Source organism: Streptomyces sp. NPDC000983, assembly GCF_040299205.1.
Lineage (GTDB): Bacteria > Actinomycetota > Actinomycetes > Streptomycetales > Streptomycetaceae > Streptomyces.
In genome coordinates, this window is record NZ_JBEPBM010000013.1 from 132852 (window position 1) to 156649 (window position 23798).

The window sequence follows — 23798 nt, forward strand, 5'->3', positions numbered from 1 at the left end:
TTCACTCGTCAGCGCGGCGCCCCGCTCCACGGGTACCGCGCCGGTCCCTGCTGTTCTGCGAAAGGTCCCCGCATGCTCTCCGGGAACGGTCGTCACCGTCGCCCCCGCCAGGCTCCGGCTCTCCTCGTCGCGGCCGGCGTGACCGGCTCCGCCATCGCCATCCCGCTGCTCGGCGCCACCGGCGCCAGTGCGGCCGAGGGCAGCACCTGGGACAAGGTCGCCGAATGCGAGAGCGGCGGCTCCTGGAGCGCGGACGACGGCAACGGCTACTACGGCGGCCTCCAGGTCACCCAGGAGAACTGGGAGGCGTACGGCGGCAAGGCGTACGCGGCCAGCCCGGACCAGGCCAGCCGCTCCCAGCAGATAGCCGTCGCCGAACGCATACTCGCCGACCAGGGCCTCGCCGCCTGGCCGACCTGCGGTCCGCTCTCCGGCCTCGACGCCGACTCCGGTTCGGTCGGCATCGACACGGGCCTCGAAGAGGACGGCGATTCGTCCGACTCGTCCGGATCTTCCAACTCGTCCGGTTCGGCCGGGCTGCTGGACACCATCGGCGGCGGCACCTCCACGGACGACGAGACCGAGGCCGGGGCGGACGCCAGTGCCTCCGCGTCACCCGGGGCCTCGGGTGAATCGAACGGTTCGAAGGGCTCAAAGGGCTCGAACGGCTCGACGGATTCGGCCGATTCGGTGAATGCCGATAAGTCGGGCAAGTCGAATAAGGCGAACAACTCGGACAAGGCTGCCGAATCGTCACAGACCTCGGAGGCCGAGGCGTCGGAGGGTTCGTCCGGTTCCTCCGGGAGCGCCTCCTCGGGTGTGACCGAGGGGCTGTTCACCGGAATCTCCGGGCTGGACAATTCGGACAACATCCTCTGGGTCGGCGGCAATTCCACCCTCATGGACACCGGTGCCGGCCGCCACCGCGGCCAGCCCGCGGACGAGGGCGGGGCGGAGCGGACGTACGTCGTCCGCGAGGGCGACACCCTCGGGAGCATCGCCGACTCCCTTGACCTCGACGGCGGATGGCGCGGGCTCTACGCCGACAACAGGTCCGCCATCGGCTCCGACCCCAGCCGTATCACTCCCGGTCAGACCCTTGAAGTAGGGGACGAATCGGTCGGAAACCAGGGCTAGTTCGCGTCACACTTCGCACCTGAATGTCCGCTTTGGTGAAAGTGTGGGATGAGTCTCAGAAGCCCTGATCGTCTTTGAAATTCCCCGGATCGCCTGCCTACGGTCGTGACCGCTCGCAGCAGCGGGCCCCGACCGCCGCACGCCGAATCCTGCCGGTGGCCGTACGGGAACAGTCGTCGCGTCATGCGCCGTAGGCAGGAGCGGGGGACCCAAGGTAAGCGCCGGGACCGGCGGTTGAGGAGACTCGACACCGGATCCGGCTTGGGGTGAAGCCGTGCGACCGACAGGCCGCGCGGCCGGGCAACTCAACCGGCCCGAACCCGACAGCTCACCTCGCAGGCGTCGGTGAGGGGATCGATCCATGCTGTTTTCCGGCAAGGGCAAGCACCGTCGTCCGTCCAAGGCCACTCGCGCCATCGCCATCGCCGGTGTGACCGGCGCGGCCGTCGCCGCCCCGCTCATGGTGGCCGGCAACGCCTCCGCCGCCACCGCCTCCGAGTGGGACGCCGTCGCCCAGTGCGAGTCCGGCGGCAACTGGTCCATCAACACGGGCAACGGTTACTACGGCGGCCTTCAGTTCTCCGCTTCCACCTGGGCCGCGTACGGCGGCACGCAGTACGCCTCCACCGCCGACCAGGCCAGCAAGGCGCAGCAGATCGAGATCGCCGAGAAGGTCCTCGCCGGTCAGGGCAAGGGTGCCTGGCCGAGCTGCGGCGTCGGCCTGTCGAGCGCCTCGTACAACGGCGGCTCGTCCACCGGCTCCACGGGCTCCACCGGCTCCACCGGCTCCACGGACAACGGCGGCTCCACCGGGACCTCCACGCGCTCCACCGAGCAGCAGTCCGCCTCGCGTTCGGCCGAGCGTCCGGCCGCCAAGACGACCCAGAAGGCCCAGAAGACGGTGACCACCCCGACCGGCAAGAAGGTCAAGAAGGGCGACGGCGAGTACAAGGTCGTCAAGGGCGACACCCTCAGCACCATCGCCGAGGAGCACGACGTCAAGGGCGGCTGGGCCAAGCTCTTCAAGCTGAACAAGGACATCGTCGCGGACGCCGACCTGATCTACCCCGGTCAGCAGCTCCACCTCAAGTGATCCCGTAGCCGAATCACAGGGTCCCCCCATCGGGGGCCTCCATACTGGAGGCCCCGTGGGGTCACCCCCCGTCCCCACGGGCCCCCGCCCCGGCGCGTTCCCCCGTACGCGCCGGGGCGGGGTTTTCTTGTCCCGTCGTTCACCCAGGCTTTGTTCCGACGGGAAACAATGGGTACCGTCTCTCCTTGTCCACGGGACGGTCGGTCGGCTGGCCTACGTCCCCGGGGCGGTTAGGCTCTAGTCGCAAGGCTCATGTGCCCCGCACTTCCAGCGTCACATCCCATGAAGGAGATGCTCGTGCCGTCCATCGACGTCGTCGTAGCCCGGGAAATCCTGGACTCCCGAGGCAACCCCACGGTCGAGGTCGAGGTCGGCCTCGACGACGGCAGCACGGGTCGTGCCGCCGTTCCGTCCGGTGCCTCCACCGGTGCCTTCGAGGCCATCGAGCTCCGTGACGGCGACCCCAACCGCTACCTCGGCAAGGGTGTCGAGAAAGCCGTCCTCGCCGTCATCGAGCAGATCGGCCCGGAGCTCGTCGGCTACGACGCCACCGAGCAGCGCCTGATCGACCAGGCGATGTTCGACCTGGACGCCACCGACAACAAGGGCTCGCTCGGCGCCAACGCCATCCTCGGCGTCTCCCTCGCCGTCGCCCACGCCGCCTCCGAGGCCAGCGACCTGCCGCTCTTCCGCTACCTGGGCGGCCCGAACGCGCACCTGCTGCCCGTTCCGATGATGAACATCCTGAACGGCGGCTCGCACGCCGACTCCAACGTGGACATCCAGGAGTTCATGATCGCCCCCATCGGCGCGGAGTCCTTCTCCGAGGCCCTGCGCTGGGGCGCCGAGGTCTACCACACCCTCAAGAAGGTGCTGAAGACCAAGGGCCTGTCCACCGGCCTCGGCGACGAGGGCGGCTTCGCCCCGAACCTGGAGTCCAACCGCGCCGCCCTGGACCTCATCATCGAGGCCATCAAGGAGGCCGGTTACACCCCCGGCGAGCAGATCGCCCTCGCCCTCGACGTGGCCGCGTCCGAGTTCTACAAGGACGGCGTCTACACCTTCGAGGGCAAGGAGCGCTCGGCGGCCGAGATGACCGAGTACTACGCCGACCTCGTCGCCGCGTACCCGCTCGTCTCCATCGAGGACCCGCTGTTCGAGGACGACTGGGCCGGCTGGAACACCATCACCGCCAAGCTCGGTGACAAGGTCCAGATCGTCGGCGACGACCTCTTCGTCACCAACCCCGAGCGCCTCGCCCGCGGTATCGAGGAGGGCTCCGCCAACGCCCTGCTCGTCAAGGTCAACCAGATCGGCTCGCTGACCGAGACCCTGGACGCCGTCGAGATGGCCCAGCGCAACGGCTTCAAGTGCATGATGTCCCACCGCTCCGGCGAGACCGAGGACGTCACCATCGCCGACCTCGCCGTCGCCGTGAACTGCGGTCAGATCAAGACCGGCGCCCCGGCCCGCTCGGACCGTGTCGCCAAGTACAACCAGCTGCTGCGCATCGAGGAGATCCTCGACGACGCCGCGGTGTACGCCGGCCGCTCGGCGTTCCCCCGGTTTCGCTCTGCGAACCAGTAAGCACGGAAAGGGCTGAGCCCGCCAAGGCCTAGCCAGTCGTACGTACGTCCCCGTACTCGGTCCCGTACCGTGTGCGGGGACGTACGCGCGTGGGTGAACGGGAGTGAGAGATGGCCGTCAAGGACCGGGACCGTTTCTCCACCGCGACCAGGATCCGCCTGCTCGGTGAGCAGACGGCGGCCCGCGTCTACCGTTCGCAGACCAGGCGCCAGGCCCGCCGTTCCCGCCTCACCGGCCGCGCCGCCCTGCTCGCCCTCGTCGTCTGCTCCCTCGTCGTGGCGCTCGCCTACCCGATAAGGCAGTACGTCGCCCAGCGCGCCGAGATCTCCGATCTGGAGCGGCAGAAGCGGCAGGCCCGGGAGCGGGTGGAGGAGCTGCGCGACCTCAAGGCGCGCTGGCAGGACGACGCCTACGCCGAGCAGCGGATCAGGGACCGGCTGCACTACGTGATGCCGGGGGAGACCGGGTTCGTCGTGGTCGATCCGGACGCGGCGAAGCAGGCGCGCACCGAGCTGGGCGCGGCCGACCGGCCCTGGTACGCGAACGTCTGGGACGGCGTCGACAAGTCCGACGCCGCGGACCGATAGAAGAGACGAAAGACTGTGATGGAAACGCCCCCGCCCACCACCCCGCGCACCGAGCCGACCGACGCCGACGTCGAGGCCTTCAAGCAGCAGCTCGGCCGGCCGCCGCGCGGGCTGCGCGCCATCGCGCACCGGTGCCCGTGCGGGCAGCCGGACGTGGTGGAGACGGCCCCGCGCCTGCCGGACGGCACGCCGTTCCCGACGCTGTACTACCTGACCTGCCCCAAGGCCGCGTCCGCGATCGGGACGCTGGAGGCCAACGGGGTGATGAAGGAGATGACGGCCCGTCTGGAGAGCGACCCGGAGCTGGCCGCCGCCTACCGCGCCGCCCACGAGGACTACATCCGGCGCCGGGACGAGATCGAGGAACTCGCCGGGTTCCCGAGCGCGGGCGGCATGCCGGACCGGGTGAAGTGCCTGCATGTGCTGGTGGCGCACTCGCTGGCCGCCGGGCCCGGGGTGAACCCGCTGGGCGACGAGGCGCTCGCGATGCTGCCCGAGTGGTGGCGCAAGGGCGCCTGCGTGGTCCCGGCCGCTGAGTCCGCGGGGGCCGCGGAGACGACCGCGGGCGGCCACTTCGCCGCCGCGCCCCTCGACGGACGGGACGGGGAGTGACCCGCGTCGCCGCCGTCGACTGCGGCACCAACTCCATCCGCCTCCTGGTCGCCGACTGCGACCCCGCGACGGGCGAACTCGTCGAACTGGACCGCCGGATGACCATCGTGCGGCTCGGCCAGGGCGTCGACCGCACCGGGCGGCTCGCCCCCGAGGCGCTGGAGCGGACCTTCGCCGCCTGCCGCGAGTACGCCGAGGTGATCAAGGAACTCGGCGCCGAACGCGTCCGCTTCGTGGCGACCTCCGCCTCCCGGGACGCCGAGAACCGCGAGGACTTCGTGCGCGGGGTCGTCGACATCCTCGGCGTCGAGCCGGAGGTCATCAGCGGGGACCAGGAGGCCGAGTTCTCCTTCACCGGTGCCACCAAGGAGCTGACGGGCCGCCCCGAGCTGCGGCGGCCCTTCCTGGTCGTGGACATCGGCGGCGGCTCCACCGAGTTCGTGGTCGGCGACGAACACGTCGGCGCGGCGCGCTCCGTGGACATCGGCTGCGTACGGATGACCGAGCGTCACCTGGTGCGCGACGGCGTCGTCTCCGATCCGCCCACCGAGGAGCAGGTCGAGGCCGTGCGCGCCGACATCGAGGCGGCCCTGGACCTCGCCGAGCGGACCGTGCCGCTGCGGGAGGCGCACACGCTGGTCGGGCTCGCCGGCTCGGTCACCACCGTGTCGGCCATCGCCCAGGAGCTGCCCGCCTACGACTCGGCCGCCATCCACCACTCCCGCGTCTCCCACGACCGCGTCCGCGAGATCACCGAGTGGCTGCTGCGCTCCACCCACGCCGAGCGCGCGGCGGTGCCGTCCATGCACCCCGGCCGGGTCGACGTCATCGCCTCCGGCGCGCTGGTGCTGCTGGCGATCATGGAGCGGATCGGGGCCGAGGAGGTCGTCGTGAGCGAGCACGACATCCTCGACGGCATCGCGTGGTCGGTGGCGTGAGCCGCTGACGCGGACCGGCGGCGTGAGCCGGTGGCGCGCACCGGCGGCGTGAGCGAGTGGCGCGGACCGGCGTCGTGGGCGGGTGACGCGGACCGGTGGTGCAGGCCCTGTTTATTACTGGCCGGTAGCCTCGGCTGAGCAGGTCATGTAGCGTCTGAGCGTCTTCGAGGGGCCTTCCGGGGCCCCTCTTCGACGCCCCGCCGGGAAAGTTCGTGAAGTTCTTCACAAGGAATTCGGCCCTCTCGGAGCGCGAAAGGGGCCCGGTTGGCCCTTCCGGGGCTTCGACACCCCCTTGAACGTGTTCAGAAGGGGCGTAAGGGGGTCCTCGGGAGGGGGTTCGCGCGGGGGTGTTCCAGGGTCCTCACGGCGCCTCGAAACGGACAGAGAGGCAGCTCACGCGGCATTGACAACGGCCCGCACTACACCGTGGTTCCCACTCTCCGCCATGACGTGGATCACGCGGGTCGCGGAGGATAGCACACCCCCTGTCGATGCTTGTGAAGGGGCGCACGAGCGACCCCCCTGGGGCGGGTGGATACTCGATGGCATGAGCACCACGGAGCGTCCCAGGATCCTCGTAGTAGGCGGTGGGTACGTAGGCCTGTACGCAGCTCGGCGCATCCTCAAGAAGATGCGCTACGGAGAGGCGACCGTCACGGTCGTCGACCCCCGGTCGTACATGACCTACCAGCCCTTCCTCCCCGAAACCGCCGCCGGCAACATCTCCCCGCGCCATGTCGTCGTCCCGCTGCGACGCGTGCTGCCCAAGGCGGAGGTCCTCACCGGCCGGGTCACCACCATCGACCAGGACCGCAAGGTCGCCACGATCGCCCCGCTGGTGGGCGAGGCGTACGAGCTGCCCTTCGACTACCTCGTCATCGCGATGGGCGCGGTCTCCCGCACCTTCCCGATCCCCGGCCTCGCCGAGCAGGGCATCGGCATGAAGGGCATCGAGGAGGCCATCGGCCTGCGCAACCACGTCCTGGAGCAGCTGGACAAGGCCGACTCCACCACCGACGAGGAGATCCGCCGCAAGGCGCTCACCTTCGTCTTCATCGGCGGTGGCTTCGCGGGCGCGGAGACCATCGGTGAGGTCGAGGACCTGGCCCGCGACGCGGCCAAGTACTACACCAGCGTCTCCCGCGAGGACATGCGGTTCGTCCTCGTCGACGCGGCCGACAAGATCCTCCCCGAGGTGGGCCCCAAGCTCGGCCAGTACGGCAAGGAGCACCTGGAGAGCCGCGGTGTGGAGATCTACCTCTCCACCTCGATGGACTCCTGTGTCGACGGCCACGTCGTGCTGAAGAACGGCCTCGAGGTCGACTCCAACACGATCGTGTGGACCGCCGGTGTGAAGCCGAACCCGGCGCTGGCCCGCTTCGGCCTGCCGCTCGGCCCCCGCGGTCACGTCGACTGCGAGCCGACCCTCCAGGTCACCGGCACCGACTACATCTGGGCCGCGGGCGACAACGCCCAGGTCCCGGACCTCGTCGGCCGCAAGGCCGGCAACCCCAACGCCTGGTGCCCGCCCAACGCGCAGCACGCGCTGCGGCAGGCCAAGGTCCTCGGCGACAACGTGATCTCCGGCATGCGGGGCTTCCCGCAGCAGGACTACAGCCACGCCAACAAGGGCGCCGTCGCGGGTCTCGGCCTCCACAAGGGCGTCGCGATGATCGTCGTCGGCAAGATGAAGATCAAGCTCAAGGGCCGGCTGGCGTGGTACATGCACCGCGGCTACCACGGCCTGGCGATGCCGACGTGGAACCGCAAGATCCGCGTCTTCGCCGACTGGACCCTCGGCATGTTCCTCAAGCGTGAGGTCGTGGCGCTCGGCGCGCTGGAGTCCCCGCGCGAGGAGTTCTACGAGGCCGCCAAGCCCGCGCCGGCCCCCGCGGCCGCCACGCCGAAGTCCGAGGAGAAGGCCAAGGCCTCCTGACCCCTCCCGGTCACCGAACGAACCGAAGGACCTCCCGCCATCCGTGGTGCGGGAGGTCCTTCGGCGTTCCCGGACGCCGTTGACGCCGATGGGGGACTGAGCGGGCACCCTCGTTGGTGTCTGCGCGGGTACCCGGACATTCCGATGTCTCCTGGACACTCCGATGTCTCCGTCATGGAGGTGCCCCGTGGCAGACGCCGCGCCGCGGCTGAAGGGCCTGGTCGAACAGTTGCTGGGAGAGCCGCTCCCCCTGCGCATCCGCGCCTGGGACGGCTCGCAGGCGGGCCCGCCGGGCGCTCCCGCGCTCGTGGTCCACCACCGCCGCGCCGTGCGCCGGCTGCTGTGGCGGCCGGGCGAACTCGGGCTCGCCCGCGCCTGGGTGGCCGGCGACCTGGACATCGAGGGGGACTTCTACACCGCCCTCGACCTGCTCTCCGGCCTCATCTGGGAGCGCGGCGAGGACGCCCGCTCGCTGCGGGAGGCGCTGCGCGACAAGGAGGTCCGCTCGGCGATCAGGGGCCTGGTCCGGCTGGCCGGGCCGCTGCCCCCGCCGGCGCCCCCCGAGGAGGAGGTCCGCCGCCGCGGCCACCTCCACACCCGCCGCACCGACCGGCGCGCCATCAGCCACCACTACGACGTCGGCAACGACTTCTACGCGATCGTCCTCGGCCCGTCCATGGTGTACTCCTGCGCCTACTGGCGGGACCCGGACGGCACGCTGGAGGCCGCCCAGCACGACAAACTCGACCTGGTCTGCCGCAAGCTCGCCCTCGCGCCCGGCATGCGGCTCCTGGACGTCGGCTGCGGCTGGGGCGCCCTCGCGGCGCACGCCGCCCGCGAGCACGGCGTGAGCGTCGTCGGCGTCACCCTCTCCCGGGAACAGGCCGCCCACGCCCGAAAACACGCCGCCGACCGGGGACTGACCGACCGGATCGAGATCCGCGTCCAGGACTACCGCGACGTCACCGACGGGCCCTACGACGCGATCTCCTCCATCGGGATGGCCGAACACGTCGGCGCCGACCGCTACCTGGAGTACGCGACCGACCTGCACGCGCTGCTCACCCCCGGCGGCAGGCTGCTCAACCACCAGATCGCCCGGCGCCCGCGGCGCGACGAGACGGCCTACGACGTCGACGAGTTCATCGACGCCTACGTCTTCCCCGACGGCGAACTCCAGCCCGTCGGCGCCACCGTCACCCAGCTGGAGCGGGCCGGGTTCGAGGTCCGCGACGTCGAGGCGATCCGCGAGCACTACGCCCTCACCCTGCGCCGCTGGGTCGCCCGGCTGGAGGCCGACCGGGACCGCGCGGCCGAACTCGCCGGACCCGGCCGGACCCGCGTCTGGCTCCTCTACATGGCGGCCTGCGCGCTCGCGTTTGAACGCAACCACCTCGGCGTGAACCAGGTCCTCGCGGTCCGCGCCACCGACCCCGGCGGCTCCGGCATGCCCCTCAGACCCCGCACCTGGAACTGACGAAGGGCCCCGCCTCCTTCCCGGAAGCGGGGCCCTCGGTCCCCGTGCCTACTCCGACTTGATCGCCGTCAGCATGTTCAGCCGCGCCGCCCGCCGGGCCGGCCACAGGGCCGCCAGCACGCCCACGGTCGCCGCCAGCAGCAGGAAGACGCCCAGCCTGGCCCAGGGCAGGACCAGTTCGTACGTCGCCATCCGCGACGCCAGCAGCTCACCGGCCGCCCAGCCGAAGAACACGCCCAGACCGATGCCCAGCACCCCGCCGAAGAGCGAGATCACCAGCGACTCCAGCCGGACCATCCGCTTGATGCCCTTGCGGTCCAGGCCGATCGCGCGGAGCATGCCGATCTCCTGCGAGCGCTCGAACACCGACATCGCCAGGGTGTTGACGACACCGAGGACCGCCACGATCACCGCCATGGCGAGCAGGCCGTAGACCATGTTGAGGATCAGCGTGAACATCTGCGCGATCTCCTCGGAGAGGTCCTGCCGGTCCTGGACCTTGATCGCCGGGTTGGAGCCGAGGGCCTTCTCCAGCGCGTCCTTCGCCGAGTCCGAGGCGCCGCCGGCCGTCTTCACCATGACCTGCATGTCGACCGGGTCGTCGAGGTGCGGGGTGAGGGTGCGGTTGTCGAGCATGATCCCGCGGATCATCTCGTTGCCCTCGTACACCCCGGCGACCGTCAGCCGCCGCGCCTCGCCGTCCTCGAAGTGCGCGGTGAACCGCGAACCGGCGTGCCAGCCGTGGGACTCGGCGGTGTCCCCGTCGACGACCACCCGGGCGCCGCCGACCTCGAACGCGCCGTCGGTGACCGGCAGTTCGGTCAGCTCGCCGATGGAGGAGCCGTCCACCCCGGTGAGGTACTCGGTCTCCCCGCCGATCCGGGAGGCCGCGTTGCGCAGCGGGCTGGTGGCCGTGACGTCGTCCAGCCCGCGCAGCTTCTCGTCGACGTCGGGGGAGAGCTGGTTGCCGTTGGCCATGGAGACCACGTAGTCCGCGCGCAGCGCCGCGCTCGCCATCTTGTCGATGCTCTTCTGGAGGCTGCCCGCCATCACCGTCATGCCGGTGATCAGCGTCAGTCCGATCATCAGCGCGGACGCGGTGGCGGCGGTACGGCGCGGATTGCGCACCGAGTTCTGCCGGGCGAGCTTGCCCGACACCCCGAACACCCGCAGGACCGGTGCCGCGGCCGCGATCAGCGGGCGGGACAGCAGCGGCGTCAGGATGAAGACGCCGATGATCAGCAGGACCGCGCCGAGCCCCATCGGGGCCTGTCCGTCGGAGCCCTGCATCGAGGTCGCCGCCAGCACCACCGCGACACCGGCGGCGGAGAACAGCGCGCCCAGGGTGTTGCGCAGCACCAGGGACTTGGCCGTCGCCTGCGCGTGCACGCTGCTCATCGCGGCCACCGGCGGGATCTTCGCCGCCCGGCGGCCGGGCAGCCACGCCGCCAGCATGGTGATCACCACGCCGACCACGAGCGCGGTCACCACCGTGCCCGGCGAGACCACCAGCGGCCCGTCCGGGACGGTCGCGCCGAGCGTCCCCATCAGCGCGCGCAGCCCCACGCCGATGCCGATGCCCGCGACCAGTCCGGCCACCGCGGCCACCGCGCCGACCACGAACGCCTCGATCAGCACCGACCGGGTGACCTGCCGGCGCGAGGCGCCCACCGCGCGCAGCAGCGCCAGCTCCTTGGTGCGCTGGGCGACCAGCATGGTGAAGGTGTTGGCGATGATGAACGTGCCGACGAACAGGGAGATCCCGGCGAAGACCAGCAGCCCCTGCTTCAGGCCGCTCATCGACGAGGAGATCGTCTCGGCCTGGTCCTCGGCGAGCCGGGCGCCGGTGGTGGTCTCGACGGCATCGCCCGGCAGCGCCTGGTCGAGCGCCGCCTTCAGCCGCTCCTGGCTGGTCCCGGCCGCCGCCTTCACATCGATCTCGTCGTACGTGCCGGGCTTGCCGAACAGCTTCTGCGCCGTCGCGGTGTCGAACAGGGCGAGGCTGCCGCCGGCCGCGACATTGCCGTCGTCGGTGGTGAACACGCCGACGAGGGTGGGCTGGAGCACCGGGCCGTCCACGGACAGCCGTACCGTGTCGCCGACTTCGTACCCGGCGCGCTCGGCGGTCCCGGAGTCGACGACGACCTCGTCCGCGCCCTTCGGGGCGTGCCCCTCGACCAGCGGATAGCGGGCGTCCTCGGTGCCCCAGTAGTTGCCGCCCCGGGACTGGAAGCCGCCGCCGACGAGCTTGCCGTCCTTGTCGGCGATGGCGGTGAAGCCGTTGACGACGCCGGTCGCGGAGGCGGCGCCGGGCACGGCCGCGCTCCGGTCGAGCAGCGCCTCGGTCAGCTCGTGCGTCCGGCCGATCCGGTTGCCCTCGGACTCCTGGTGCTCGGCGGTGACGGCGACGTCGACCTGGTCGAAGCCCTTGGCGGAGCTGTTCTGCAGCGCGTTGGAGAGGGTGTTGGTGAAGACCAGGGTCCCCGACACGAAGGCGACGCCGAGCATCACGGCGAGCACGGTCATCGCGAGCCGGGCCTTGTGCGCGAGGACGTTGCGCAGGGCGGTGCGGAACATCAGGAGGTCCGGCCCTTCGCGTCGAAACGCTTCATGAAGTCGAGGACCGTGTCGGCCGTGGGCCTGTACATCTCGTCCACGATCCGGCCGTCGGCGAGGAAGACCACCCGGTCGGCGTAGGCCGCGGCGACCGGGTCGTGCGTCACCATCACCACGGTCTGCCCCAGCTCCCGCACCGAGTTGCGCAGGAAGCCGAGCACCTCGGCGCCGGAGCGGGAGTCGAGGTTGCCGGTCGGCTCGTCACCGAAGATGATCTCCGGCTTCGCGGCGAGGGCGCGGGCCACGGCGACGCGCTGCTGCTGGCCGCCGGAGAGCTGGGCCGGGCGGTGGCCGAGCCGGTCCGCGAGCCCGACCATCGCGATCACCGAGTCCAGCCACTGCTTGTCCGGCTTGCGGCCCGCGATGTCCATCGGGAGCGTGATGTTCTCCAGCGCGGTCAGCGTCGGCAGCAGGTTGAACGCCTGGAAGATGAAGCCGATCTTGTCCCGGCGCAACTTGGTGAGCTGCTTGTCCTTCAGCGAGCCCAGCTCGGTGTCGCCGATGCGCACCGAACCGGAGGAGAAGGTGTCCAGGCCCGCCACGCAGTGCATCAGCGTGGACTTGCCGGAGCCGGACGGACCCATGATCGCGGCGAACTCGCCCTGCCGGAACTCCACCGAGACCCGGTCCAGGGCGACCACCTGGGTCTCGCCCTGGCCGTAGATCTTCGACAGGTCCGTGGCGCGCGCGGCCACGGCGGTGGCGCGGCCGTCCCGGTGCTCCCCCGGACGGAGTCCGGGAGTGGATGCGGTGGTCACGACAGGGTGCTCCTCGACTGACGACGGAAGTGTTCGGGGGACTTCTTCCATCGTCCCGGCCGCCCGCGTCCGTGAAGTCAGCCGCTGTTCCGGTTCCGAAGGCAGACTCCGGTCGGACCGCGCGCCGCCGGGTCATACCTGGGGATGACGGCTGCCCCTGACGGCGCGTCTGTCGAGAACAGGTGGAGCGTCCTTGTTCGGGCGGTGAAATTACGTCATTCCGCATACGTGGGCGAGCGCGGGTTGCAAGGCTATTGGCAAGTGCGGATGGCCCGTTCCGTGGGCTGATGCACCCTCAGACGTCAATAAAATAAGACAACATCGAGTCGTCCGTCCGCTGTTCGGGGGACGCGCCCCGATAGGCTCGGAACCTCGACGCGGAGCCCATGGCCTGCCCGGATGGTGGAATGCAGACACGGCGAGCTTAAACCTCGCTGCCCCTCGCGGGCGTACCGGTTCAAGTCCGGTTCCGGGCACCTCCGAACCACGCACGGCCGCCGGATCCCGGCCCGTTTCCGTGCACCCTTCATCGAGAAGTTCACCGCACCGACCGTTGACAGCGGCCGGTTGCAGTCGGAGACTCACGGCAAGAAACGAGTGAAACAAACTTCACCAGACGAACAGATGACGCGCTGTGATCCCCTGTGGCACACCGTGGCACCTCAGCGGAAGGGAACGACCGATGCGCACCACCGTCGGCATCATCGGAGCCGGACCGGCCGGCCTCCTCCTGGCCCGGCTCCTGAACCGCGCCGGCATCGACTCGGTCGTCCTGGAGAGCCGTGACCGCGCCTACGTCGAACAGCGCCAGCGCGCCGGAATCCTCGAACAGGGCACGGTCGACGTCCTGCGCGCGGCCGGCGCCGGCGAGCGCATGGACCGCGAGGGCCTGCGCCACGACGGCATCGAGCTGCGCCACGACCGCACCCGCCACCGGGTCGACTTCCCCGCGCTCACCGGCGGCCGGTCGGTGACGGTCTACGCGCAGACCGAGGTCTGCAAGGACCTCATAGCCCTCCAGCTGAAGGAGGGCGGCCCGCTCTTCTTCGAGGCCGAGGCGCTCGCGGTGGAGGACCCCGACGGCGACAGCCCCCGGATCCGCTACCGGCACCAGGGCCGCGAGTCCGTCCTCCACTGCGACTACGTCGTCGGCTGCGACGGCTTCTGGGGCGTGGCCCGCCGGGCGATCCCCGAGGAGCTGACCCGCACCTTCGAGCGCGCCTATCCCTTCGCCTGGCTCGGCATCCTCGCCGACGTACCGCCCTCGCACGACGAACTCGTCTACGCCCGCCACGACCGCGGCTTCGCCCTGCTCTCCATGCGCTCCCCGTCCGTCTCCCGCCTCTACCTCCAGGTGCCCGACGGCACCGACGCCGAGGAGTGGTCCGACGACGCCGTCTGGGCGGAGCTCGCGCAGCGCTTCGAGACGGACGACGACTGGCGGCTGGAGCGCGGCCCCATCACCCAGAAGTCCGTCACCCCGATGCGCTCCTGGGTCCACGAGCCCATGCGCCACGGCCGGCTCTTCCTCGCCGGCGACGCGGCGCACATCGTGCCGCCGGCCGGGGCCAAGGGCCTGAACCTGGCCGTCGGCGACGTCGTCACCTTCGCACGGGCCCTGACCCACCGTCGGGACACCGGTTCGGAGGAGCTCCTCGACGCCTATTCGCCGACCTGTCTGCGACGGGTGTGGCAGGCCGAGCGGTTCTCCTACGACATGACGACGATGCTGCACCGCGCCCCGGACGCCACCCCCTTCGACGACCGGATCCAGCGCGCCCGGCTCGCCCGCCTCGCCTCCTCGCGGGCCGCCGAGACCGAGCTGGCCCAGGCCTACACGGGCTTCCCGCTCGACTGATCACCGAGGGGTTCCGGGCACGTCCCGGGTTGGTCATGAACAGGCCCCTCCGGTGTCGGGAATCACGGACCCGCGTAGCGTGTTGGGCAGCACAGCGAGGGAAAGATCCTCCCCAGGCACTAGAGTCTTTCTTTTGCCTTTCCATTACTCTTGAGCCCAAGGCTGCGCAAGGTGGCCATGGAGGAGTGAAATGAGGAGCAGCAACCCGGTCTTCTCGCGACGGGGGTTCAGCCGCGACAACGGCCACGCGGGCTTCAACGCCCAGCCGCAGGCCGGGGGCGCCGCAGTGGGCACGCAGGGCAATCCCTACGCCCAGCCGCAGGGTGCCAACCCCTACGCCCAGAACCCGTACGCGCAGAACCCTTACGCCCAGGGTGACCTGCAGCACGGCGCGCCGCCGCAGGCCCCGGTCACCACCGGCCGGATGACGATGGACGACGTCGTCATGCGCACCGGCACGACCCTCGGCGTTCTCGTCGTCACCGCCGCGCTCGCCTGGGCGCTGCTGCCGGTCGACGACGCGAACATCAGCCGTTCCTACGGCATCGCCATCGTCGCCGGTCTGCTCGGCATGGTCCTGGCGCTGGTGCAGTCCTTCAAGCGCAAGGCCTCGCCCGCCCTGATCCTGTCGTACGCCGCGTTCGAGGGTGTCTTCCTCGGTGTGGTCTCCAGCGTCGTCGACAACCGCATCGCGGACGGCGCGGCCATGCAGGCCGTGCTCGGCACCATGGGTGTCTTCCTCGGTGTGCTGGTCGCCTACAAGGCCGGCTGGATCCGCGTCAACCGCCGCTTCGTCGGCTTCGTGATGGCGGCCGCGCTCGGCTTCATCATGCTGATGGCGATCAACCTGCTCTTCGCGGTCTTCGGCGGCGGCGACGGCCTCGGCTTCCGCAGCGGCCCGATGGGCGTCCTGTTCGGCGTCATCGGCATCCTGCTCGGCGCCTGCTTCCTCGCCCTGGACTTCAAGCAGGTCGAGGACGGCATCGCCTACGGCGCCCCGCGCGAGGAGGCCTGGCTCGCGGCCTTCGGTCTCACCATGACCCTGGTGTGGATCTACATGGAGTTCCTGAGGCTCATCTCGATCCTCAACAGCAGCGACTGATCCACGCCGTTGCTGCGAAGGGCCCCGGGTCGCGACCCGGGGCCCTTCGGCGTCTGCGAGCAGTGCGCGGCTAGAAGAACTTCCGCGCGGCCCTCCTCAGGTCGTACTCGTGGATGAGCGCCTTCGCGTGGCCGTACGCGAGGTTGTGTTCGTGGCGGAGCCAGCTGACCTTTTCCTCGAAGCGGAAGAGTGCCGGGCCTTCCTCGACGGTGCGCAGCCAGTCGGACACTTCACGACCGGTGCAGTGGGGGATGCGGGCGAGCAGGTTGCGATGGGTCTCCTCGGAGAAGACTTGGGACATCGGCGCCTCCGGACGCATGGGATGTAAGCCGGTCCTTCAGGTCACCGTGCCTGAGCGTTCGCGCGTTGGCAACAGTCCCGGTGGGGCGCGTACGGTTGCGGCGTGGTGGATACGACGCGTCTGACCCAGGCAGTGGATCACTTCGCCGACCGGCTGCGGGCGGCGCCGCAGTCCCGGCTGCAACGCAGTGGCGCGACCGAGGCCCTGGGCCTGGCCAGGGAGTTGTCCCGCCGGGCGCAGCTGCTGGAGGACCCCGCGGCCGAACCGCGCGAGATGCCGGACGCGGGGATGTTCGCCGTCGCCGACCAAATCACCGTCGCCGTGCACGACTTGGGCCTCGTCCTGACGGACGAGGCCCAAGTGGAGGAAGCCGTGGAACTGGTGGCGGCGGCTCAGAAGCGTGCCGGAGTCTGACTCCTACAGGCTGGCTATGACCCGGTCCGCCAGGATGTAGACGTTCTCCTCGCCGCAGGCGAAGGTCAGCGTGTACGCGCCCGATATCCCCGAGCCGCCCAGCAGCACCGGGGACTCGCCCGCGCGCAGGGCCTCGGCGAGGCGCTCCGCGGTCTCCCGGTGGCCCGGGGTCATGCACAGGGTGGTGCCGTCGGCGAAGACGTAGACGTCGAGGGTGCCCAGCGGGCCCGGGCGGACGTCCGTCAGCTCGGTGCCGGTGGAGGCCAGCTCCTCCAGGGTGGCGACGGTGCGCTCGTGGTCGTTCACCACCGGCGACTGCACCGGCACGAAGTCCGGGTGCGAGGGGTGCCGGCGGCGGGCGGCGGCCAGCTCCGCGGACTCCCCGGCGAACTCGTCGGCGTCCGCGGCCGGCTCGGTGACCGGCTCCAGCGGTTCCAGGCCCACGAAGTCGCTCTGCCGCGGCAGGAACAGCTCGCTGTCGCCCAGACCCAGCAGGGTCGGCGCGTCGGAGGCGTCCCGCGCCTCCTGGGCGGCCCAGAACGCGCGCGCCTCCGCCAGCTCCCGCTCGCGCTCCTCCGCCAGGGCCTCGGCCACGGCGGCGCGTATCTCAGCGGTGTCGGTGGAGGGACGGGCGGCGGGGACCAGTCCCCGGACCGCGGCCGCGTTGTTCGCGGCGAGCTCGGCCTGCAGGGCCGCCACCTCCCGGCGCAGACCCATGAGGGTGCGCAGGACGGCGACGCCCACGGCGCCGGTGGCTGCCGTGGTGAGCAGCAGGGCGATCGGCATGGCGCTCACTGACGTACTCCCGGTTCAAAGTCGACCCCCGACTTCCTACATCAGCTTGAAGGGTGGACTACCGAGCTGTCAGTGCGTAACGTCACGAATCGGACAGGACTTTGGGCTCGCCCGGTGGGGGTGAATCGCCTCTGACCTGCGAAAACCCCTCAACCGAGGGAGATAGGTCACATCCTGAGGGAGATTCGATCACAAAAAGGCCCGGAACCCCGGTGGTTACCGGGTCCCGGGCCTCCTCGTCACTCAGGGTCCGGTGACGGCTACGTTCAGCTGAGGCGCTCGATGACCATCGCCATGCCCTGGCCGCCGCCGACGCACATGGTCTCCAGGCCGAACTGCTTGTCGTGGAACTGCAGGGAGTTGATGAGCGTGCCGGTGATGCGCGCGCCGGTCATGCCGAAGGGGTGGCCGACCGCGATGGCGCCGCCGTTGACGTTCACCTTGTCGAGGTCGATACCGAGGTCCCGGTAGGAGGGGATCACCTGGGCGGCGAACGCCTCGTTGATCTCGACCAGGTCGATGTCGCCGACGGTGAGACCGGCCCGGCGCAGCGCCTGCTGCGAGGCCTCGACCGGGCCGAGGCCCATGATCTCGGGGGAGAGGCCGGAGACGCCGGTCGACACGATGCGGGCGAGCGGGGTGAGGCCGAGCTCGCGGGCCTTGGTGTCGCTCATGACCACGACCGCGGCGGCGCCGTCGTTGAGCGGGCAGCAGTTGGCGGCGGTGACCAGTCCGTCGGGGCGGAAGACCGGCTTGAGGCCCTCGACGCCCTCCAGGGTGACGCCGGCGCGCGGGCCGTCGTCCTTGGCGACGACGGTGCCGTCGGGCAGCGTCACCGGGGTGATCTCGCGCTCCCAGAAGCCGTTCTTGATGGCTTCCTCGGCGAGGTTCTGCGAGCGGACGCCGAACTCGTCCATGTCCCGGCGGGTGACGCCCTTGGAGCGGGCGAGGTTCTCGGCGGTCTGGCCCATCGCGATGTAGGCGTCCGGCACCAGGCCGTCCTCGCGCGGGTCGTGCCAGGTGGTGCCCTCCTGCTGGGCGACGGCCGCGGTGCGGGCCTCGGCCTCGGCGAAGAAGGGGTTGTGGGTGTCCGGCAGGGAGTCGGAGTTGCCCTTGGCGAAGCTGGAGACCATCTCGACACCGGCCGAGATGAAGACGTCGCCCTCGCCGGCCTTGATGGCGTGCAGGGCCATGCGGGAGGTCTGGAGCGAGGAGGAGCAGTAGCGGGTGATCGTGCAGCCCGGCAGGTGGTCCATGCCCATCTGCACGGCCACGATCCGGCCGAGGTTGTTGCCCTGCTCGCCGCCGGGCAGACCGCAGCCGAGCATCAGATCGTCGATGTCCCGGGGGTCCAGCTCGGGGATCTTGGCGAGGGCCGCCTGGATGATCGTGGCGGTGAGGTCGTCCGGGCGCAGGTCCTTCAGGGAGCCCTTGAAAGCGCGGCCGATGGGGGAGCGGGCGGTCGAGACGATCACGGCTTCGGGCATCACGGCTCCATTGGCGTTCCGGGGGCAGTCAGGGCTGCTTGGGAAGTTACCTGTACGTAAGCCGTCGGTCACGGCCATCACGGTGTGATGCGGGACTCTTTTCCAAGCGCTTGCTTAGGGTGTACGGACGGCCGGGGCGGGAGCGGACTCAGGGGCCCGCGGCGCCGGTACGGGGGCCGGCGGCCGCGCCGGCGCGGGGGCCAGCAGCCAGGTGGCCGCGGGGTGGGTCAGCGGCCGGACGAGGCGGCGCACCCACGGCGAGGCGAGCACGACCGTGAGCAGCACGCCGAAGGTGACGAGCGCGACCAGCTCCGCCGGGGTGTCCGCCCGGGCGATCAGGCCCTTCTCCCGCAGCGGCAGGATGACCAGCGGGTGCAGCAGATAGACGGTGAAGCCGCCCGCCCCGAGCGCGGAGACCAGGGGCAGCCGCCGCCTCGGCATCAGCCGCAGCAGACAGAGCACCAGCGCCGCCGCCGCGGCCAGCACCGCCAGCCGGACCAGCCAGGCGCCCTCCAGGCCCAGCGGGGTGTCGGCCCGGTAGGCGTGGCGCATGGACAGCCACTGCCCCTTGATGTCCCGGTGCCACAGCGCGGCCGCCGTGACCGAGCCGAGCACTCCGGCGACGGCGGCCGGCAGGCTCCAGCGGCTGTCGAACCAGTCCCGGAGCATGCCCTGGCCCAGACGCCAGCCGAAGTAGAACAGCGGCAGGTAGACCAGGGTGCGGCTGGCCGAGAACTGGAGCCCGAACTCGTCCAGGTAACCGAGCCCGAGCGCCACCGCGGTGGTCACCAGCAGCGGATGGCGCAACTGCACGACCAGCGGCAGCAGCAGCCGCCAGCAGAACAGCGACATCAGGAACCACAGCGTCCAGGGCAGCTGGGCGACATGCAGGTCGAGCGGGCCGCCGAGCGCCTTCGTCTCCAGCGAGAACAGCACGCTGAAGATCAGCGCGGGCAGCGCGACGCTGCTCAGCAGGGTGCGCAGCCGGCGCGGCCCGAGCGGACCCGCGCTGCTGAAGACACCGGCCAGCACCACGAAGGCCGGCACCCGGAAGGCCCAGGCCGCGACATGGAAGACGTGCAGCGAGTCGTGCCGGTCCATGATGCTGCCGACCGTGTGCAGCACGACGATCAGCGTCGCGGAGACGAACCGGGCGTTGTCCCACCAGGGGTCACGGCCGGGACCGGCGGAACTCGGAGGCGTGGCGCGCATCGCGGGGGTGGTACTCCTGACAGGGGACCGACAGCGGAGCCACACCCTCGCCAAAGCCGGGGGTGATCCGGTGACGGGCCCCCGTTCGCCCGGTGAACGATGCGTGTACGCGAGGCTGCGCGCAGGACGCGGACGTTCCGCTTCACCCGCCGGACGAGGTGCCGGTGGGCGAGGGCTGTGCCTTCACGCGCCGGGCGACCGCGCCGGTGGGTGAAGTCTCCGCCTTCACGCGCCGGGCGACCGCGCCGGTGGGTGAAGTCTCCGCCTTCACGCGCCGGGCGACCGCGCCGGTGGGCGAAGTCTCCGCCTTCACGCGCCGGACGACGCGCCGGTGGGTGAGGGCTGCGCCTTCACGCGCCGGGCGAGGTGCCGGTGGGCGAAGGCTCTGCCTCACACGCCGGACGAGGTGCTGGTGGGTGAGGGCTCCGCCTCCCCGACCCGCCGCCGGCGCCTGCGCTTGAGCAGTGCCCAGGGCCCGCGCGGCCCCGTCTGCATCGCCGCGGCGACCTCCGTGCCCGCCTCCGAAGCGGCCTCGGCGGCGGCCCGGGCGACCGGCAGGAAGCCCTCGCGGCGCGCGACGTCGGGGCGCTCCTCCTCGGCCGGCCACAGGCCGAGGGCCGCGCAGAGCGTCGGCAGGACCGCCATCGCGGCCGTGGCGTACCCCTCCGCCGAGGGGTGGTAGCTGTCCGGGCCGAACAGCTCGCGCGGGTTCGCCGCGAACTCCGGGCCCAGCAGATCGCCCAGCGACACGGTCCGCCCGCCCTGCTCGACCACCCCGATGGTCTGGGCCGCGGCCAGCTGCCGGGAGGCCCGCCGGGCCAGCCAGCGCAGGGGCTGCTGGACCGGCTCGATGGTGCCCAGGTCGGGACAGGTGCCGACGACCACCTCGGCGCCCGCCGTGCGCAGCCGCCGTACCGCCGTGGACAGGTGGCGCACCGAGCGGGTCGGGGGCATGCGGTGGGTGACGTCGTTGGCGCCGATCATGATCACGCAGATGTCCGGCACCCGGCCCGGGTCCGCGAGCGCGGCCGCCACCTGGCGTTCCAGATCGTCGGAGCGGGCGCCGGTGAGGGCGACGTTGCGCAGCTCCACCGGGCGCTCCGCCACCGCGGCGAGGCCCGAGGCGAGCAGCGCGCCCGGGGTCTGCCCGGCCCGTCTGACGCCCTGGCCGGCGGCCGTGGAGTCGCCCAGCAGCAACAGCCTGAGCGGAGGTTCACCCGCCACGGTGAAGCCGTTGCCGTAGCGGCCCTCCGCGCGCGGCGCGTGCGGCGCCGTGCCGTTGCTGTTCACGGCCCGCCTGGCCAGCCGCGCCTCCGCCAGCACCAGCCCCACGGCGGCCGCGCCGGCCAGCCCGATCCCGCCGCCGCCGTACGCCGCCCCGGTCGCGATGCGCCGGGCCGCCCGCGCCCTCGACATGCTCGTCATGTCCCGCCGTCACCTCCTCGAACCCGTACATCCACTGCTTGCCCCGCACGGACCGTGGCCCAATCCCAACGAGGAGTGAACGACCGTCACGGGTGTCGCTCAGGTCATAGGCTGGCTGGAACCACTAGTGACCACATCTTTTGCAGCATCCCGGAGACAACGGTGCAATTCCACGACTCGATGATCAGCCTCGTCGGCAACACCCCGCTGGTGAGGCTCAACAGCGTGACCCAGGGCATCAGGGCGACCGTCCTGGCCAAGGTGGAGTACTTCAACCCCGGCGGATCGGTGAAGGACCGGATCGCCCTGCGCATGATCGAGGCCGCCGAGGAGAGCGGCGCGCTCAAGCCCGGCGGCACCATCGTCGAGCCGACCAGCGGCAACACCGGGGTCGGACTCGCCATCGTGGCCCAGCAGAAGGGCTACAAGTGCATCTTCGTCTGCCCCGACAAGGTGAGCACCGACAAGATCAACGTGCTGCGCGCCTACGGCGCCGAGGTCGTGGTCTGCCCCACCGCGGTGGACCCCGAGCACCCCGACTCCTACTACAACGTCTCCGACCGCCTCGTCCGTGAGACGCCCGGCGCGTGGAAGCCGGACCAGTACTCCAACCCCAACAACCCGCTCTCCCACTACCACTCCACCGGCCCGGAGCTGTGGGAGCAGACGGAGGGGCGGATCACCCACTTCGTGGCGGGCGTGGGCACCGGCGGCACCATCTCCGGCACCGGCCGCTACCTCAAGGACGCCAGTGACGGCCGGGTGCAGGTCGTCGGCGCCGACCCCGAGGGCTCGGTCTACTCGGGCGGCTCCGGGCGCCCGTACCTCGTCGAGGGCGTCGGTGAGGACTTCTGGCCGACCGCCTACGACCGCACGGTCGCCGACGAGATCGTCGCCGTGTCCGACAAGGACTCCTTCCAGATGACCCGCCGCCTCGCCAAGGAGGAGGGCCTGCTGGTCGGTGGCTCCTGCGGCATGGCCGTGGTCGCCGCGCTGCGGGTCGCCGAGCGGCTCGGCGAGGACGACGTGGTCGTCGTCCTGCTGCCGGACAGCGGCCGCGGCTACCTCAGCAAGATCTTCAACGACGAGTGGATGGCCGACTACGGCTTCCTGGAGGACGAGGGCCCCAGCGCCCGCGTCGCCGACGTCCTCAACGACAAGGAGCACGGCGCGATCCCGTCCCTCGTCCACATGCACCCCGACGAAACCGTCGGCCAGGCCATCGAGGTGCTGCGCGAGTACGGCGTCTCGCAGATGCCGATCGTCAAGCCAGGCGCGGGCCACCCGGACGTGATGGCGGCCGAGGTCATCGGCTCCGTCGTCGAACGCGAGCTGCTGGACGCCCTGTTCACCAAGGCGGCCTCGCTGGACGACCCGCTGGAGAAGCACATGTCCGCGCCGCTGCCGCAGGTCGGCTCCGGAGAACCGGTCGGCGACCTGATGACCGTGCTCGGCACGGCGGACGCGGCGATCGTCCTCGTCGAGGGCAAACCCACCGGGGTGATCGGCCGCCAGGACCTGCTGGCGTTCCTCGCCAAGGGCGGGAAGTAGCGGCGAACCTGCGGTGAACAGGGCGTGTCGGCGGCGAACTTACGGTGATCAACAGCCTTCGTCGCTTCGCGGAAGTGGTACGAGCGTGTCACGTCCGCGCAGCACACGCTTAACACGCGTCGGGCACATTGGTGGATGTCGGCAGGGGCGGGAGCGGCTCCCCGCCCAGGCCGGCACCGAACGTCCAAGGACCTCCGGAGCGGCTCCCGGACCTCCATGGACGCCGGACGCGAGGCCCGGCCCTGACCCGGTCAGCGTCCCTCGCGGGGACCGCCGTCGTCCCGCCCCCCGGTAACGGGGGTGCGGCGGTCCCCGCGCATATCCCTCTCACGCGGCGACCGCTCCCGCTCAGTCCTCCCAGTCCCCGTCCCGGCGCGGCTTGCGCCGGCGGAACAGGCCCGGGTTGGAGCGGGCCGCCTGGACGACGTTGACGCCGACGATCCCCGCCCAGGCGACCAGCAGCCCCGGCAGATGCGCCACCCCGCCGCCGATCCCGGACAGCGGGATCGCCAGCACCAGCGAGACGATGCCGAAGCCGAAGCGCTCGCCCCAGGAGTCCGTCGGCCTCGGTGACCGGGAGTCCCGGGCCACCACCATCTGCTGCTCGGCCAGCTGCCGGCGCACCCGGCGCTCGACCGCCCCGTCGATCCGCTGGTCGACCTTCTCCAGGAAGGAGTCGACCAGCGCGGACTCGTACTCCTCGCCCAGTTCCCTGCGGGCCTGCAGGGTGGCGTCGAGTTCCTTCTTCAGCTCGGTGTCCCGTGTGTCCATTCCGGTCATGGCACCACGGTAGGGAGCGGCGGCGGCCCCGGCACTGGGGCTATCCCCCCTCTCCGGACGGGGGCCGGCACCGCCCCCGCGGCCCGCGCGGGGGAGCCGCCGCTTGCCCGGCTGTATGGCCTCATGCAGAGT

20 protein-coding genes, 1 tRNA gene and 1 riboswitch are annotated in these 23798 nt (G+C 71.1%); of the genes, 13 read left to right on the plus strand and 8 right to left on the minus strand.

The genetic code is table 11. The annotated features are described in order from the left end of the window. Window positions 1-72: 72 nt before the first annotated feature. The 8 genes from ABT296_RS17410 (at window position 73) to ABT296_RS17445 (ending at window position 9367) form a co-directional block, all read left to right on the plus strand. Window positions 73-1137: a transglycosylase family protein gene (locus ABT296_RS17410; protein ID WP_351928070.1), complete on the plus strand. Its 1065-nt coding sequence runs from the start codon at window positions 73-75 to the stop codon at window positions 1135-1137. A 176-nt stretch (window positions 1138-1313) separates the two neighbouring features. Next, a riboswitch (cyclic di-AMP (ydaO/yuaA leader) is annotated at window positions 1314-1494 on the plus strand. A 4-nt stretch (window positions 1495-1498) separates the two neighbouring features. Next, entirely contained in the window at window positions 1499-2230 is a 732-nt protein-coding gene (locus tag ABT296_RS17415) for a transglycosylase family protein (RefSeq protein WP_351928072.1), read from the plus strand. 297 nt (window positions 2231-2527) lie between these two features. Then, window positions 2528-3817 carry a phosphopyruvate hydratase gene (eno, locus tag ABT296_RS17420; RefSeq protein ID WP_351928223.1) on the plus strand — a complete coding sequence of 430 codons (1290 nt, stop codon included), beginning with the start codon at window positions 2528-2530 and terminating at the stop codon, window positions 3815-3817. Between the two features lie 110 nt (window positions 3818-3927). Next, the gene (locus ABT296_RS17425; RefSeq protein ID WP_351928074.1) at window positions 3928-4404 is read left to right on the plus strand and encodes an FtsB family cell division protein; all 477 of its coding nucleotides are present in this window, start codon (window positions 3928-3930) and stop codon (window positions 4402-4404) included. Window positions 4405-4422: 18 nt separating this feature from the next. Further along, complete coding sequence (locus ABT296_RS17430) at window positions 4423-5016, plus strand: DUF501 domain-containing protein (RefSeq protein WP_351928076.1); 594 nt, start codon at window positions 4423-4425, stop codon at window positions 5014-5016. Beyond that, entirely contained in the window at window positions 5013-5954 is a 942-nt protein-coding gene (locus ABT296_RS17435; RefSeq protein ID WP_351928078.1) for a Ppx/GppA phosphatase family protein, read from the plus strand. Before ABT296_RS17430 ends, ABT296_RS17435 begins: the two co-directional genes overlap by 4 nt. A gap of 547 nt (window positions 5955-6501) precedes the next feature. Next, window positions 6502-7890 (plus strand): NAD(P)/FAD-dependent oxidoreductase, encoded by a 1389-nt coding sequence (locus ABT296_RS17440; protein ID WP_351928080.1) that lies wholly within the window; start codon window positions 6502-6504, stop codon window positions 7888-7890. A 187-nt stretch (window positions 7891-8077) separates the two neighbouring features. After that, window positions 8078-9367, plus strand: a complete 1290-nt coding sequence (locus ABT296_RS17445) for a class I SAM-dependent methyltransferase (RefSeq protein ID WP_351928082.1) — start codon at window positions 8078-8080, stop codon at window positions 9365-9367. Window positions 9368-9415: 48 nt separating this feature from the next. Here ABT296_RS17445 and ABT296_RS17450 read toward each other — a convergent pair whose 3' ends face one another. Both ABT296_RS17450 and ABT296_RS17455 read right to left on the minus strand, forming a co-directional pair. After that, a complete protein-coding gene (locus tag ABT296_RS17450) occupies window positions 9416-11944 on the minus strand; it encodes an ABC transporter permease (protein WP_351928084.1) in 2529 nt (842 codons plus the stop codon). Further along, the gene (locus ABT296_RS17455) at window positions 11944-12792 is read right to left on the minus strand and encodes an ABC transporter ATP-binding protein (protein ID WP_502977269.1); all 849 of its coding nucleotides are present in this window, start codon (window positions 12790-12792) and stop codon (window positions 11944-11946) included. The genes ABT296_RS17450 and ABT296_RS17455 overlap by 1 nt, the downstream gene beginning before the upstream one ends. Window positions 12793-13134: 342 nt before the next feature. Here ABT296_RS17455 and ABT296_RS17460 point away from each other — a divergent pair. The 3 genes from ABT296_RS17460 to ABT296_RS17470 all read left to right on the plus strand — a co-directional run bounded on the left by ABT296_RS17460 (window position 13135) and on the right by ABT296_RS17470 (window position 15701). Beyond that, window positions 13135-13217 (plus strand) — tRNA-Leu (locus tag ABT296_RS17460). A gap of 206 nt (window positions 13218-13423) precedes the next feature. Beyond that, window positions 13424-14599: a 4-hydroxybenzoate 3-monooxygenase gene (locus ABT296_RS17465; protein WP_351928088.1), complete on the plus strand. Its 1176-nt coding sequence runs from the start codon at window positions 13424-13426 to the stop codon at window positions 14597-14599. A gap of 190 nt (window positions 14600-14789) precedes the next feature. After that, window positions 14790-15701 (plus strand): Bax inhibitor-1/YccA family protein, encoded by a 912-nt coding sequence (locus tag ABT296_RS17470; protein ID WP_351928090.1) that lies wholly within the window; start codon window positions 14790-14792, stop codon window positions 15699-15701. Window positions 15702-15771: 70 nt separating this feature from the next. On the opposite strand, the gene ABT296_RS17475 is transcribed toward ABT296_RS17470, so the two are convergent. Next, window positions 15772-16002: a DUF4287 domain-containing protein gene (locus tag ABT296_RS17475; protein ID WP_351928092.1), complete on the minus strand. Its 231-nt coding sequence runs from the start codon at window positions 16000-16002 to the stop codon at window positions 15772-15774. 102 nt (window positions 16003-16104) lie between these two features. On the opposite strand from ABT296_RS17475, the gene ABT296_RS17480 reads away from it, so the two are divergent. Further along, window positions 16105-16416, plus strand: a complete 312-nt coding sequence (locus tag ABT296_RS17480) for a hypothetical protein (RefSeq protein ID WP_351928094.1) — start codon at window positions 16105-16107, stop codon at window positions 16414-16416. 3 nt (window positions 16417-16419) lie between these two features. Here ABT296_RS17480 and ABT296_RS17485 read toward each other — a convergent pair whose 3' ends face one another. From ABT296_RS17485 to ABT296_RS17500, 4 genes are all read right to left on the minus strand, one after another. Beyond that, window positions 16420-17211 carry a hypothetical protein gene (locus tag ABT296_RS17485; protein ID WP_453164419.1) on the minus strand — a complete coding sequence of 264 codons (792 nt, stop codon included), beginning with the start codon at window positions 17209-17211 and terminating at the stop codon, window positions 16420-16422. A 266-nt stretch (window positions 17212-17477) separates the two neighbouring features. Then, a complete protein-coding gene (locus ABT296_RS17490; protein ID WP_351928096.1) occupies window positions 17478-18698 on the minus strand; it encodes an acetyl-CoA C-acetyltransferase in 1221 nt (406 codons plus the stop codon). 114 nt (window positions 18699-18812) lie between these two features. Then, complete coding sequence (locus ABT296_RS17495; RefSeq protein ID WP_351928098.1) at window positions 18813-19910, minus strand: acyltransferase family protein; 1098 nt, start codon at window positions 19908-19910, stop codon at window positions 18813-18815. Window positions 19911-20300: 390 nt separating this feature from the next. After that, window positions 20301-21335 carry an SGNH/GDSL hydrolase family protein gene (locus tag ABT296_RS17500; RefSeq protein ID WP_351928100.1) on the minus strand — a complete coding sequence of 345 codons (1035 nt, stop codon included), beginning with the start codon at window positions 21333-21335 and terminating at the stop codon, window positions 20301-20303. Between the two features lie 162 nt (window positions 21336-21497). Here ABT296_RS17500 and ABT296_RS17505 point away from each other — a divergent pair, with 162 nt between their 5' ends. Then, complete coding sequence (locus tag ABT296_RS17505) at window positions 21498-22886, plus strand: cystathionine beta-synthase (protein ID WP_351928102.1); 1389 nt, start codon at window positions 21498-21500, stop codon at window positions 22884-22886. Between the two features lie 348 nt (window positions 22887-23234). On the opposite strand, the gene ABT296_RS17510 is transcribed toward ABT296_RS17505, so the two are convergent. Next, a complete protein-coding gene (locus ABT296_RS17510) occupies window positions 23235-23657 on the minus strand; it encodes a hypothetical protein (RefSeq protein WP_351928227.1) in 423 nt (140 codons plus the stop codon). Between the last annotated feature and the right edge of the window lie 141 nt (window positions 23658-23798).